The sequence below is a fragment of the Bradyrhizobium sp. F1.4.3 genome, assembly GCF_040548375.1.
GTDB lineage: Bacteria > Pseudomonadota > Alphaproteobacteria > Rhizobiales > Xanthobacteraceae > Bradyrhizobium.
On sequence record NZ_JBEPRN010000008.1, the window covers coordinates 45,524 to 59,068 of the forward strand.

11 protein-coding genes are annotated in these 13,545 nt (G+C 64.2%); 4 read left to right on the forward strand and 7 right to left on the reverse strand.

Annotation, left to right across the window (positions count from 1 at the left end):
- Positions 1 to 42: 42 nt before the first annotated feature.
- Positions 43 to 1,899 (forward strand): feruloyl-CoA synthase, encoded by a 1,857-nt coding sequence (locus tag ABIB73_RS21315; protein WP_354227021.1) that lies wholly within the window; start codon positions 43 to 45, stop codon positions 1,897 to 1,899.
- A 351-nt stretch (positions 1,900 to 2,250) separates the two neighbouring features.
- Here the strand turns inward: ABIB73_RS21315 and ABIB73_RS21320 are convergent, their stop codons facing one another.
- Positions 2,251 to 2,757, reverse strand: a complete 507-nt coding sequence (locus ABIB73_RS21320) for a MarR family winged helix-turn-helix transcriptional regulator (RefSeq protein ID WP_354227023.1) — start codon at positions 2,755 to 2,757, stop codon at positions 2,251 to 2,253.
- A gap of 83 nt (positions 2,758 to 2,840) precedes the next feature.
- On the opposite strand from ABIB73_RS21320, the gene ABIB73_RS21325 reads away from it, so the two are divergent.
- Both ABIB73_RS21325 and ABIB73_RS21330 read left to right on the forward strand, forming a co-directional pair.
- A complete protein-coding gene (locus ABIB73_RS21325; protein WP_354227025.1) occupies positions 2,841 to 4,061 on the forward strand; it encodes a cytochrome P450 in 1,221 nt (406 codons plus the stop codon).
- Positions 4,062 to 4,071: 10 nt separating this feature from the next.
- A complete protein-coding gene (locus ABIB73_RS21330) occupies positions 4,072 to 5,211 on the forward strand; it encodes an ABC transporter substrate-binding protein (RefSeq protein ID WP_354227027.1) in 1,140 nt (379 codons plus the stop codon).
- A 123-nt stretch (positions 5,212 to 5,334) separates the two neighbouring features.
- On the opposite strand, the gene ABIB73_RS21335 is transcribed toward ABIB73_RS21330, so the two are convergent.
- The gene (locus tag ABIB73_RS21335) at positions 5,335 to 6,600 is read right to left on the reverse strand and encodes an NAD(P)/FAD-dependent oxidoreductase (RefSeq protein WP_354227029.1); all 1,266 of its coding nucleotides are present in this window, start codon (positions 6,598 to 6,600) and stop codon (positions 5,335 to 5,337) included.
- 312 nt (positions 6,601 to 6,912) lie between these two features.
- On the opposite strand from ABIB73_RS21335, the gene ABIB73_RS21340 reads away from it, so the two are divergent.
- On the forward strand, positions 6,913 to 8,085 hold the full coding sequence (locus ABIB73_RS21340) for an ABC transporter substrate-binding protein (protein ID WP_354227031.1): 1,173 nt from the start codon (positions 6,913 to 6,915) through the stop codon (positions 8,083 to 8,085).
- 178 nt (positions 8,086 to 8,263) lie between these two features.
- Here ABIB73_RS21340 and ABIB73_RS21345 read toward each other — a convergent pair whose 3' ends face one another.
- From ABIB73_RS21345 to ABIB73_RS21365, 5 genes are read right to left on the reverse strand one after another with little or no spacing between them, the layout of a single operon-like run.
- On the reverse strand, positions 8,264 to 10,135 hold the full coding sequence (locus ABIB73_RS21345; RefSeq protein ID WP_354227032.1) for a bifunctional sugar phosphate isomerase/epimerase/4-hydroxyphenylpyruvate dioxygenase family protein: 1,872 nt from the start codon (positions 10,133 to 10,135) through the stop codon (positions 8,264 to 8,266).
- Positions 10,132 to 10,869: an ABC transporter ATP-binding protein gene (locus ABIB73_RS21350; RefSeq protein WP_354227034.1), complete on the reverse strand. Its 738-nt coding sequence runs from the start codon at positions 10,867 to 10,869 to the stop codon at positions 10,132 to 10,134. Before ABIB73_RS21350 ends, ABIB73_RS21345 begins: the two co-directional genes overlap by 4 nt.
- A gap of 12 nt (positions 10,870 to 10,881) precedes the next feature.
- The gene (locus ABIB73_RS21355) at positions 10,882 to 11,625 is read right to left on the reverse strand and encodes an ABC transporter ATP-binding protein (RefSeq protein ID WP_354227036.1); all 744 of its coding nucleotides are present in this window, start codon (positions 11,623 to 11,625) and stop codon (positions 10,882 to 10,884) included.
- Positions 11,622 to 12,620: a branched-chain amino acid ABC transporter permease gene (locus tag ABIB73_RS21360; RefSeq protein ID WP_354227038.1), complete on the reverse strand. Its 999-nt coding sequence runs from the start codon at positions 12,618 to 12,620 to the stop codon at positions 11,622 to 11,624. The genes ABIB73_RS21355 and ABIB73_RS21360 overlap by 4 nt, the downstream gene beginning before the upstream one ends.
- Positions 12,617 to 13,492 carry a branched-chain amino acid ABC transporter permease gene (locus ABIB73_RS21365; RefSeq protein ID WP_354227040.1) on the reverse strand — a complete coding sequence of 292 codons (876 nt, stop codon included), beginning with the start codon at positions 13,490 to 13,492 and terminating at the stop codon, positions 12,617 to 12,619. Before ABIB73_RS21365 ends, ABIB73_RS21360 begins: the two co-directional genes overlap by 4 nt.
- Positions 13,493 to 13,545 lie beyond the last annotated feature (53 nt).

Genomic DNA, 13,545 nt, shown 5'->3' on the forward strand with positions numbered 1-13,545 from the left:
ACGAGGCTGCGGCCGATCCGGGTCCGGGCGAGGAGGAAACATATGGCAGCCGCCTTACGCGGTGACGCTTCAAGTCTGTTCGCAACGCCAAAGACCGTCGCCGAGCATCGCGCCGACGGCAGTATCGTGCTGCGCTCGCCCGAACCTTTGCGCGAAAGCGCGCGCTGCATCGGCGACTGGCTGGAGCAATGGGCATGGCAGACGCCCGACACGATCTTTCTCGCCGAGCGCGGCAATCCCGAAGCGTCATGGACCACCGTCACCTATGCGGACGCTCTGCGGCATGTGCATGGGGCTGCATCCTGGATCTTCGCACAGGGTCTCAGCGCCGAACACCCGCTCGTGATCCTCTCCGACAACAGCATCGACCACGCGCTGCTCGCGCTCGCCGCCCAGCATGTCGGTGTGCCCTCGGCCGCGATTTCCCCGGCCTATTCGCTGATGTCAAAGGATTTTGACAAGCTCAAGAACATGATCGCGCTGCTCGAGCCGGGCGCGATCTACGTGTCTGCGACACGGCCGTTCGCGGCGGCGCTGGCCGCAATCGAGCCGCTGCACCGGGCCCAAATCATCAGCGGCAATGCCGACGATACCGATGCGCTTGCCTTCCGGAGCATTGCGGCAACACCCGAAACGCCCGGCGTCGCAAAAGCCTTCGCCGCGGTGACGCCGGATACGATCGCAAAACTCCTGTTCACCTCGGGCTCGACCGGCACGCCCAAGGCGGTGATCAACACCCAGCGCATGCTGACCTCCAGCCAGCAGGCCAAGGCGCAGACCTGGACCTTTCTCGAACAGAGCCAGGGCGGTCTCGTCATTCTCGACTGGCTGCCCTGGAGTCATACCTTTGGCGCCAACCACAATTTCAACCTCGTGCTGCGCAACGGCGGCTCGCTCTATATCGATGGCGGCAAGCCGGCGCCCGGCCTCTTTGCGACGTCGCTAGCCAATTTGAAAAGCGTGATGCCGACGGTCTATTTCAACGTGCCGCGCGGCTTCGATATGCTGATCACTGCGCTGCGCACCGACGAAGAACTGCGCAGCCGCTTCTTCAGCGAGGTGAAATTCGCCTTCTACGCCGGCGCCGCGCTGCCGCAGAACCTCTGGGACGCGCTCGAACAGCTCTCGATCAAGACCGTCGGCCGGCCGCTGCCGATGGTCTCGGCCTGGGGCTCGACCGAGACCTCGCCGCTCGCAACCGACTGCCATTTCCTCGCCGAACGCTCCGGCAATATCGGCGTGCCGATTCCCGGCACCGAGCTGAAGCTTGTCCCTTCCGGCGACAAGCTGGAAGTGCGCGTGCGCGGCCCCAACGTCACGCCGGGCTACTGGAAGGCGCCCGAGCTGACCAAGCAGGCGTTCGACGAAGAGGGATTTTATCTCATCGGCGATGCCGTGAAGCTCGCCGATGCCGAACGGTCGGAGCGTGGCCTGTTCTTTGACGGCCGTGTCGCGGAAGACTTCAAGCTGAATTCCGGCACCTGGGTCAGCGTCGGCACACTGCGCGTCGCCGGCATCGCCGCGTTGGCGCCGCTCGCGCAGGATATCGTGGTGACCGGTCATGGCGGTGACGAGGTACGGTTCCTGGTGTTCCCGAATCTGGCTGCCTGCCGCGCGCATGCCGGTCTGGCCGAGACGGCGGATGTGAATGATGTGCTGGCGCATGAAAAGGTCAGGACCGCGATCGCGCAGGGGCTCGCAAAGTTGAAGCAACAGGGCGCCAACTCCTCCGGCCATGCCACGCGCGCGCTGCTGCTGGCGGAACCGCCCTCAGTCGACGGCGGCGAGATCACCGACAAGGGCTACATCAACCAGCGCGCGGTGCTGACGCGGCGTGCCGATGCGGTGGCGCGGCTGAATGATGATGGCTCGGGTGAGTGGGTCGGCTGTGGCGGCTGAACGCCGCTATCCGCGATCGCTTCCTCTCGTGCCCCGGACGCAGCGCAGCACGCAGTGATGCGCTGCAGATCCGGGGCCCATTCCTTCTGGGTCCCTGTGTCTTGGACGTCTGTCAGGATGGGTGTGGGCGGGAAGGTTCGCAAAGATAAGCCAGCCAACCTGCCGCATTGTCCAGCTTGATTCTTTTGTTGCTTAAGCAACTAATTTATGCGAACCGTTCCAAACAAGGATGATGGCGGGTAAACCGCTGCGCTCGATCTCGGAGGAAATATGCTCGGCAGGAATGCTGTCGCCGGTACGCGCTGGCGCATGCCTGAGAACGGCAATGCCGCGCGTCCGCGGCGCCGCGTGTCAGACGTCGGTGCCGCCCGTCACCGCGCCGAGATTCTCGTGCAGCCGGCGCAACAGATCAATCAGTACCTCGCGCTCGTCCTTGCTCAGACAAGACAGCAGCCGCCGCTCGCGCTCAAAGGCGGCGACGATCACCTTGTCATGGATGGCGCGGCCCCTTGCGGTCAGCGAGATCGAATGGGTGCGGCCGTCGTTCGGGTCGGTACGGATCGAGACCAGCCCGCGCTTCTCCAGTCCCGCGAGCGTGCGGCTCACAGGCCCCTTGTCAAAACCGATGACGTGGCAGATGCGCGAGGCCGGAATGCCGGGCTCGATCGCCAGCAGCGACATGATCCGCCATTCCGTGACGTTGACGCCGAACTGCCGCTGATAGAACGCGGTCGCGCTGTTCGAGAGCTTGTTGGCGATGAAGGTGATGAAGGCCGGGACGTAGCGATCGAGGTCGAGCGTCGGCCCCATTTCGGCGGTCGCGGGTTTTTGGCGGGATCTGGTCGAGGACGGCGGCATGTTTGGCTTTTGACTTTCAGGGTGCCCGAAGACCTAAGGGCATGGGCTGCCCTTCCACAAGATCAAAGTGAGGGAGGACTTCAATGACTGCATCCCGCTCCCCTGTCACCAGCGGTACGTCGGCCGTTCCGCATCTCGACGTCGATCCCTTCCACATGAATTTCTTTGCCGACCCCTATCCCACGCACGAGCTGCTGCGGGAGGCCGGGCCGGTCGTCTATCTCGACAAATGGAAGCTCTATGGCGTGGCGCGCCACGCCGAGGTCCATGCCGTGCTGAACGATCCCGCGACGTTCTGCTCCAGCCGCGGCGTCGGGCTCAGCGATTTCAAGAAAGAGACGCCGTGGCGGCCGCCGAGCCTGATCTTGGAGGCCGATCCCCCCGAGCACAGCCGCACCCGCGCCGTGCTGTCAAAAGTGCTGTCGCCGACCGTGATGAAGCAGCTCCGCGACCGTTTTGCCGCGGCGGCCGAGGAGCGGGTCGATGTGCTGCTCGAAAAGCGCAGCTTCGATGCGATTCCCGACCTCGCCGAGGCCTATCCGCTCTCGATCTTTCCGGATGCCCTGGGGCTGAAGCCGGAAGGCCGCGAGCATCTCATTCCCTATGCGAGCCTGGTGTTCAACGCCTTCGGGCCGCCCAATGAGCTCCGCCAGGAAGCGATCGCGCGCTCGGCGCCGCACCAGGCCTATGTCACCGAGCAGTGCCAGCGCGACAATCTCGCGCCCGGCGGCATCGGAGCCTGCATCCATGCCCAGGTCGACGAAGGCAAGATCACGGCGGCAGAGGCGCCGTTGCTGGTGCGCTCGCTGCTGTCGGCCGGCCTCGACACCACCGTCAACGGCATCGGTGCGGCGGTCTATTGCCTCGCGCGATTCCCGGAGCAGTGGCAGCGGCTGCACAACGACCTCACGCTGGCGCGCAACGCTTTCGAGGAAGCGGTGCGCTTCGAAAGCCCGGTGCAGACCTTCTTCCGCACCACGACGCGCGACGTCGAGCTGTCGGGCGCGACCATCGGCGAAGGCGAGAAGGTCCTGATGTTCCTCGCCGCAGCCAATCGCGATCCGCGGCGCTGGGACAAGCCGGACAGTTACGACATCACCCGCCGCACCTCCGGTCATGTCGGCTATGGCTCGGGTATCCATATGTGCGTCGGTCAACTCGTGGCGCGACTTGAAGGCGAGACGATGCTCACGGCGTTGGCGCGTCGTGTCGCGAAGATCGAGATCACGGGCGAACCGCGCCGCCGCTTCAACAACACGCTGCGCGGGCTCGATAGCCTGCCGGTCGCAATTACACCGGCATAAGGGGGAAATCATGAAACATCTGAAGTGGACACTCGCGCTGGCTGCAAGCCTCGTGAGCGGCGCGGCGAGTGCTGAAATATCCGACAATGTCGTGCGTGTCGGCGTGCTCAACGACATCTCCGGCATCTTCCAGGATACCAACGGCATGGGCTCGGTCGAGGCTGCGCGCATGGCGGCCGAAGACTTCAACGGCGGCGGTAAGAACATCAAGGTCGAGATCGTCTATGCCGATCACCAGAACAAGGCCGATGTCGGCAACGCCATCGCGCGCAAATGGCTCGATGTCGAAGGCGTCGATGCCATCGTCGACGTGCCGAACTCGGCGGTCGGCCTCTCCATCAACACGCTGCTGCGCGACAGCCGCATGACGTTCCTGGCATCATCAACTGCCAGCTCCGATCTTACCGGCAAGGCGTGCTCGCCCAACACCATTCAATGGGTCAACGATGCCTGGGCGACCGGCAACACCACGGCGGCGGCGATGATGTCGCGCGGCGGTAAGGACTGGTACCTCCTCACGGTCGACTACGCGCTCGGCAAGGGCATCGAGGCGGAGGCACAGAAGTATATCGAAGGTCACGGCGGCAAGGTGATCGGCTCCTCGAAGCATCCGCTCGGCACGTCCGATTTCGCCTCCTTCCTGTTGCAGGCGCAAGGCTCGAAGGCGCAGGTGATTGGGCTCGCCAATGCCGGCGGTGACACCATCAACGCGGTGAAGCAGGCCGCCGAGTTCGGCATCCAGCAGGGCCTCCAGCTCATGGAAGCGTTTTACTGGGACATGAATGACGACACCCGCGCCTTTGCAAAACGCTTCGCAGCACGGCCCGGCATGAACGGCAAAATGCCGAGCGGCAACCAGGCGGGCGTCTATGCCTCCACGCTCGTCTATCTCAACGCGGTCGCTGCCACCGGCAGCGACAATGCCAAGGATGCCGTGCCCGAGATGAAGAAGTTCAAGGGGAAAGACAAGCTGTTCGGCGACACCGCGATCCGCCAGGACGGCCGCGTCGTGCATCCGATGTATCTGTTCGAGGTGAAGAAGCCGGAGGAGTCGAAATATCCGTATGACTATTACAAGCTGGTTTCGACGATTCCGGCCGATCAGGCGTTCCGGCCGATGGCGGAGGGCGGGTGTGAGTTGGTGAAGTAAGCAGTCCCGTGCCCCGGACGAAGCGCGGCGCGAAGCGCTGCGCTGCAGAGCCGGGGCCCACAATTCTGGGTCCCGGCTCTGCGTCGCGTCATTTCATGCCGCGCCGCGTCCGGGACAAGAGGCCTACCCCACCACCTTGCTGCTCCCCTGCGTAATCAACCGCGCGGCGCGCTGGTCGCGGGCGTAGATCCAGAGCCAGCTAAGCGCAACGCTGAGGCGGTGGCGAAGCCCGATCAGGAAGTAGATGTGGGCGATGCCCCAGATCCACCATGCGATCGTGCCGCGCAGCTTGATGCGGCCGAAGTCGATCACCGCGAGTCGCTTGCCGATCTGCGCGAGGCTGCCGGCGTGCTTGTAGCGGAACGCCCCCGCCTTCTCACCGCGCAGGCGCGCCTTGATGGTCTCGGCGACATGGTGGCCCTGCTGCTTGGCGGCAGGGGCGATGCCGGGCACCGGCTTGCCGTCCCAGGCGTTGATCAAAACGGTGTCGCCGATCGCAAAGATCTCGGGATGGTCGGGGATCGTGAGGTCGGCCTCCACTTGCACGCGCCCGGCGCGATCGGCCGGCGCGCCGAGCCACTCGGCGGCGGGCGAGGCGCGCACGCCGGCGGCCCAGATCATGGTTTTCGCGTTCAGCCGCTGTCCGCCATAGACCACGCCGTCGCGGTCGATCTCGGTGACAGCCTGGCCCAGCACGACCTCGACGCCGATCTTCTCAAGCGAGGCCTGCGCATAGGCCGAGAGATCGTCGGCGAAGCCTGCGAGCACGCGCGGCCCCGCCTCGATCAGCACGACGCGGGCCTTGGTCGTGTCGATGTTGCGGAAGTCCAGCGGCAGGGTGTCATGCGCCATCTCCGCGATGGTGCCGGCAAGCTCGACGCCGGTCGGTCCGGCGCCGACGATGACGAACGTCATCCGTGCGGCGCGCCGTGCCGGATCGGTCTCGCGCTCGGCGCGCTCGAACGCCACCAGGATGTGTCGGCGCAAGGTGGTCGCGTCCTCCAGCGTCTTCAGGCCCGGCGCGAACTGCTCCCATTCGTCATGGCCGAAATAGGCATGCCGCGCGCCGGTGGCGAGCACCAGCGTGTCGTACGGCACCTCGCTGCCGTCATCGAGCAGCACGCAGCGCCTTGCTGCATCGACGCCGTTCACGGTGGCAAACAGCGTCGTCACCTCGCGCCGGTCGCGCATGAGATGGCGGACCGGCCAGGCGATCTCGCTGGTCGCAAGCGAGGCGGTCGCCACTTGATAGAGCAGCGGCTGAAACAGATGGTGGTTGCGGCGGTCGATCAGCGTGATCGCCACCGGGCTGCCTGCGAGCCGGTGGGTCGCCTCCAGCCCGCCGAAGCCGGCGCCGACGATGACGACGCGGTGGGGTGTCGTGGTCATGATGTGCCCTCGAATCTCGCTGCTCTGTATTCCTTCATTTAAGTGCGGATTGGGCGCCGCGGTCCAATAGCCGTCATCAATCGCGGAATAGGCCGGGCGTACCGGCATCCCGCGAGAAAGCGCCGCAGTCTTGGACTGGTCTTGGCCGAAGTGAGTAGAATTATATTTCTTGCCATTCCCGATTGGGGCGAAATATGGTGCAGGGGCAGGCGCTGAGCCATTGGCGGCTCGACAGATTTTGCGTTCAATAGAGACGACCCGGGGCGGCGATCACCCCGTTTCCGGGGTCAATAAATCAGGAGGGGAGTGGTTATGAGGATGGCATTCTGGCTGGCGGGCGCAGCGGCGCTGGTGCTGGCAAGCCCGGCATTGGCCGGCGACACCATCAAGATCGGCTTCGTCTCGACCTTCAGCGGCCCGACTGCCGTGATCGGCAACGACATGCGCAACTCGTTCGAGCTCGCGCTCGATCATCTCGGCCGCAAGATGGACGGCAAGCCGGTCGAGGTGATCTACGAGGACGATGGGCAGAAGCCCGACGTCGGCAAGCAGAAGACCGAGAAGCTGGTGCAGTCCGACAAGGTCGATTTCATCGTCGGCTATATCTGGTCGAACGTTTTCCTGGCCTCGCTGAAGACCGCAGTCGACTCGCAGACCTTCATGATCTCGGCCAATGCCGGCCCGTCGCAGGTCGCAGGTGAGCTGTGTTCGCCCTACGTCTTCTCGACCTCCTGGCAGAACGACCAGACGCCGGCCGCGATGGGCCTCTACATGAACCAGAAGGGCGTCAAGAGCGTGTTCCTGATCGGGCCCAACTACGCGGCCGGCAAGGACATGCTCGCGGGCGTCAAGAGCACGTTCAAGGGCGAGATCAAGGGCGAGGAATATACGGTCTGGCCGAGCCAGCTCGACTTCTCCGCCGAGCTCTCCAAGGCGCGCGCCTCCGGCGCGGAGTCGATCTTCGTGTTCTATCCCGGTGCGGCCGGCGTGCAGTTCCTCAATCAATATGCACAGGCCGGCCTGAAGAGCACGATGCCGCTCTACACCGCCTTCACCGTCGATGAGCTGTCGCTGCCGCTCCAGAAGGAGAACGCGCTCGGCGTCCCCGGCGCGCAGGAATGGGTGAACGACCTCCCCAACGAGCAGAACAAGCGCTTCGTTGCCGACTACCGCAAGAAGTACACCGGGCTCCGCCCGACCTATTACGGCGCGCAAGCCTATGACGCGGCCCAGCTCATCAACAGCGCCGTGGTCGCGGTGAAGGGCGATACCAGCAAGAAGGACGCGATGAAGGCCGAGATGGAAAAGGCCAACTTCAAGTCGCTGCGCGGCGCCTTCAAGTACGGCAACAACCACATCCCGGTGCAGAGCTTCTATCTCCAGGACGTCGTCAAGGACGGCGAAGGCCAGCTCGCGCTGAAAACGGTCGCCACCATCGTCGAGAACGACCAGGATCGTTTTCACGACAAGTGCGCGATGAAGTGAGCTGAGCTAGCCACGACCACGGTGCGCTTCCTTCTCCCCTTGTGGGAGAAGGTGGCGCGAAGCGCCGGATGAGGGGTTTGTTTCTCCAAAGTAGCCTCTATCGAATGCACGGAGAGAACCCCTCACCCGCTTCGCGGCGAGCCACCCTCTCCCACAAGGGGGAGAGGGGAAGAGCGCATCACACCCTTGGCATGCTCACAGGCCTTACCTCACGCGCCTGCGCCGCCAGCCTGATCCCGGCATTGGCCGCGCCAAAACCCTGATAGCTCTTCCGCTCGACGATCTCGAAGAAGAACCTCTCGTCGAAGATGTGCGTATAGACCTGGAAGAACTCGCCGTCGCCCTCGCGGTCGTAGAGGATGTGGTTGGCGCGGAGCTGCGCCATCAGTTCGGGCGCAAGGTCGTACTTGGCTTCGATATCGTCGTAATAATTGTCTGGAATATCCAGGAAGTCCGCGCCGCGTGCGCGCATCGCGGCGACCGTCGCAAAAATGTCGCGGCACGAGAACGCGACATGCTGCACGCCCGAGCCAAAGAACTCCGAGATGAAGCGGGCCGGCAGCGTACGGTTGGCGGAGGAGCCGTTGAGCACGAAGCGCAGGCTCTGGTCGCCGTTGATGACGGCCTGGCTTTGCACGAGGCCTCTGGGGTCGGCAATCTCCATCTGCGGCAGCCGCGTCAGGTCGAGGATGCCGGTGTAGAACAACAGCCAGGACAGCATCTCGTCATAGGGCATCGACTGCGCGATGTGATCGACCGCGAGCAGCGCGTCCACGCTTGTCTCGCTCGCAACTTGCTCGAAGTCCGTGTCCCAGTTCTTGCCGGCCTGGTCGAGGAAATACAGCAAGCTGCCACCGACGCCGTGGATCGCGGGAATCTCCAGCTCGCCCGGTCCAACCGGCTGGTAAAAGGTGCGCGCCTTCAGTGTCTCCGCCCGCTGCATGGCGAGGCCGGCATTGTCGACATCGAGCGCGATCGCGCAGACGCCGGGGCCATGCGTGACGTAATGCGAATGTGCAAAGCCGTCGGTCTCGCAATTGATCACGAGCTCGACCTTGCCCTGCGACCAGCGCTCCACCGCCTTGCTGCGATGCTTGCCGGTCTTGCGGAAGCCGAGCTGTGAAAGCAGCTGCGCGAGTTCGCCCGCCTTGGTCTCGTTGACCGCAAACTCGACGAACCCGGTGCCTTGGCTTTTCGCCTTCGGCGCCAGGGGCTCGCCGATGAGCTTCGGCCAATCAGGTGCGAGCTGGTCCTGCAACAGGATCAGCGAGCGCAGGCCGTCGACCGCGGTCTGCAAAGCCGAGCCGGCACGGAACTGGTCGTTGAAGATCTCCAGCGACAGTGGCCCGCTATAGCCGGTCGCCGCGATCGCCTGCATGAATTCGCCGACCGGCAGATCGCCCTGGCCGGGGAAGGAGCGGAAATGCCGGCTCCACGACAGGATGTCGAGCTCGAGCTTAGGCGCGTCGGCAAGCTGCACCAGAAAGATTTTGTTGCCGGGGATCGAGGCCATCGCGCGGACCGGAAAGCCAGGGGCGAGCGCGTGAAAGCTGTCGAGGATGACGCCGATCGCGGGATGGTCGGCGCGCCGCACGATCTCCCAGGCGTCGCGGTAGTCGTTGACATGCCGTCCCCACGCCAGCGCCTCGTAACCGACGCGCAAGCCGCGCTTGGCCGCGCAATCGCCGAGGTCGCGAAAATCGTCCGCCGCGCGGTCGATGCCGCCGAGCGAGCTAGGGGAGACGTTGGAGCAGATCAGCAGCAGCTCGGTCCCGAGCTCCTGCATGAGGTCGAACTTCCGCTCGGCGCGGGCAAAATTGCGCGCACGCTGCGGCTCCGGCATGCCCTCGAAATCGCGGAACGGCTGGAACGCGCATATCTCGAGATTGAGATCGCGGCAGAGCTTTGCGATGTCGCGCGGGCCTGCACCGAATGAGAGCAGGTCGTTCTCGAAGATCTCGACGGCCTCGAAGCCGGCTGCTGCGATGGCGCGAAGCTTTTCGTCCAGCGCGCCTGAAAGGGAAACGGTGGCGATCGAGCGCTTGTTCATGCCGTGCTCTCCTCCATGGCGCCACCCAGGAACAATTGCCCGATGCGCGGATCATTCAAAATTCGTTCCGCCTTGTCGATCATGCGGGTCTGGCCGAGCTCGAGCACGATGCCGAAGTCCGAGATCTCCAGCGCCGAACGCGCGTTCTGCTCGATCATCAGGATGGTGACGCCGCGGTCGCGCAGGGATTTGAGGATGTTGAACGTCTGCTGCACCATCAGCGGCGACAGGCCGATCGAGGGCTCGTCGATCAGCACCAGTTTGGGTTCCAGCAGCAGCGAACGCGCGATCTCGAGCTGCTTCTGCTCACCGCCGGAGAGCGTGGAGACCTGCTGCGTCGACTTGCGGCGAAGTGCCGGAAACAGGTCGAGCGCGGCTTCGATTCGGGCCGGCAGGTCGATGCCCTTCCCGGCGGCGACGCCGCCAAGCTCGATATTGTGGCGGACCGAGAGCTCGGGAAAGATGTTGCGGCCCTGCGGCACGTAGCAGATGCCGGCATTGAGCAGTGCGCGCTGGCTCAAATTCGTGACATCGCGATCTGCAAAGGTGATCTTACCCTCGCGCAGCCTCAGCAGGCCGAAGATCGCCTTGAACACGGTCGACTTGCCGGCGCCGTTGGGGCCGATGATGGTGGTGATCGTGGCCTGCGACACGGCGAATGTCGTCCCATTCAGAATCGTCATCTTGCCGTAGCCGCCGACGAGATTGTGAACCGAGAGGATCGTGTCGCTCATGGTCCGCTCTCCCTAATGTCCGAGATAGGCTTCGATCACGGCGGGATTCTTGCGGACCTCGTCGGGCGGCCCCATCGCCAGCACCTTGCCTTCCGCCATCACCATCACGCGCGAGCACAGCGACATCACAAATTCCATGTTGTGCTCGATCACGACGAAGGTGGCGTTCTTCTCGCGGTTGATCGCGACCAGCCGCTCCTTCAGATCCGTCAGCATCGACGGATTGACGCCGCCGGCGGGCTCGTCGAGCAGCACCAGGCGCGGTCCGCCCATGAAGGCCATGGCGGCATCGAGCAGCTTTTGCTGGCCATACGAGAGCCCGCCGGCCGGCTCGGCGGCGAGATGGTCGAGCTTGAAGAAGCCGATCATCTGATTGGCCACCTCCGTTAGTCCGGCATCGGAGCGGCCGACCAGGCGCGAGGCCATGTTGCCCTGATGCTCCTGGCCGGCGAGGATCAGGTTCTCGCGCACCGAGAGTTTTGGAAACACCTGCAAGAGCTGGAAGGTGCGGCTGACCCCGAGCTTGTTGAGTTCGGCGGGGCGCAGACCCGTGACGACCTTGCCGTCGAGCTTGACCTCGCCGCCGGTCAGCGTGAGCTGGCCGAGGATGCAGTTGAACAAAGTAGACTTGCCGCAGCCGTTCGGTCCGATCAGGCCGAGGATCTCGCCCTCGCGGACGTCGAAGGAGACGCCGTCGACAGCGGTGATGCCGCCAAAGCTCTTCTTGATGTCCGTGACTTCGAGCACCGCACTCATTGCACCGTCTCCAGCCGGGACTTTGCGACGGCGCGCAGCGCGGAGGCTGCCTTGGTGCGGCGCTCGGCGAGATGGCGGTCGAGGATTCCCAAAATGCCGGTCGGCGACCAGATCAGGAGCCCCATCACCGCGATCGCGTAGAGCATCAGATAATAGCCTTCAGTGAAGCGCAGCCATTCCGGCAAGAGCACCGCAATCATCGCGCCAAGGAACGGACCGAGGAAGAAACCGGCGCCACCGACGATCACCATCATCAACAGGTCGAGCGAGAGCGACAGGTTGAACGGCACGGGATCGATATACTGCGTCAGCGGCGCATAGAGCGCGCCGGCGACGCCGCCGAGCGCCGAGCCGATCGCGAACGCTATCAGCGTGTAGCGTCGTGTGTCGACGCCGAGCGACTGCGCGCGCAGCGGATTCTCGCGCAGCGCCATGAAGGCGCGGCCCCAGGGCGAGCGGATCAGCCACCACACCGCCACCGATACGACCGCGAGCGCGCCGAGGCAAACGTAATAGAATGGCAGCGGCTTGTTGGTCGCGATCCCGAAGATGTGGGGGCGCGGAATGTTGGAGATGCCGTAGATGCCGCCTGTGAGCCAGCTCTCGTTGCGGAACACCAGGAAAGCCAGCGTCGAGAAGGCGAGCGTGACGAAGGCAAGGTAATGGTGCTGCACCCGCAACGCGGGGTAGCCGAGCACCCAGCCGACCGCGAAGCTCAAGATAATCGCGACCACGATCGCCGCCGGTAGGGGCCAGCCATGCGTGGTCATGATCGCCGCCGCATAGGCGCCGATGCCGACGAACGCGCCCTGCGCCAGCGAGACCTGACCGGCATAGCCGAGCGTGAGGTTGAGCCCCATCGCGGCGATCGTCATCACCGCCCACTGGCTCAGGATGAACAGGCCGTAGCGGTTGAAGTTCATGGGGACGATGATCAGGCCGACGATGACGACGAGGCCGAGCACGATCTTCAACGGTTTGGCAAATCCGGTCATACCGTGCGCTCCTCGGCGCGACCGAGCAATCCTTGTGGTCGGAACAGGATAACGAGGATCAGGAAGATCAGCGGCACGGCCGCGCGATATTGCGTGGAGACGTAAGCGGCCGCGAGATTGTCGAGCACGCCGATCAACAGGCCGCCTGCAATGGCGCCGCGCACCTGGTTGAAGCCGCCGACGATCGCCGCGATGAAGGCCGCTTGGCCCAGCACCTCGCCGCTCGAGAATTTTGCCAGATAGATCGGCGTGATCAGCAGCGAGGCCAGCGCCACCAGAAGGGCGTTGATCAGGAAGGTCAGCAGGATCATCCGCTCGACGGGCACGCCGATGATGCGCGCCACCGTCGGGTTCTGCGCCGCCGCCTGCATCTGGTGGCCGAGCGAAGTGCGGTTGAGAAGCGCAGTCAGGCCGAAGACAGCCAGAACGGCGAGGATGAGAACGCCGATGCTTTGCAGCGAAACCGCGTGACCGAGAATGGAGATGTCACCGGTCGGCACGATCGAGGGGAAGGGCGAAGCCTCGGCGCTGAAGAACTGTTTGACGGCCTCCTTGATGCCGATCGCCAGCGCCATGGTGGCGATCGCGAGCGGCAGCACGCCGTGCCGCATCATCGGATCGACCAGCAGCATCTTGAAAGCCAGCCCGAGCAGCATCATCGAGAGCAGGATGCCCAGGATGATCGCGAGCCAGAACGGCGCGCCGGCATGCATCGCCGCGAGCATCAAAAACGCCGGCAGCATCACGAATTCGCCTTGTGCGAAATTAATGGTCTGCGAGGTCTGCCACAACAGCGTGAAGCCGACCGCAACCAGCGCGTAGATCGCGCCAGTGGCAAGTCCCGCGACCAGAAGGTCGAACAGATTGGACATTTTCCCTTCTCGTGTCTCTCGTCCCGCTCTTTCGTCTCCCTCTCCCCGTTCTT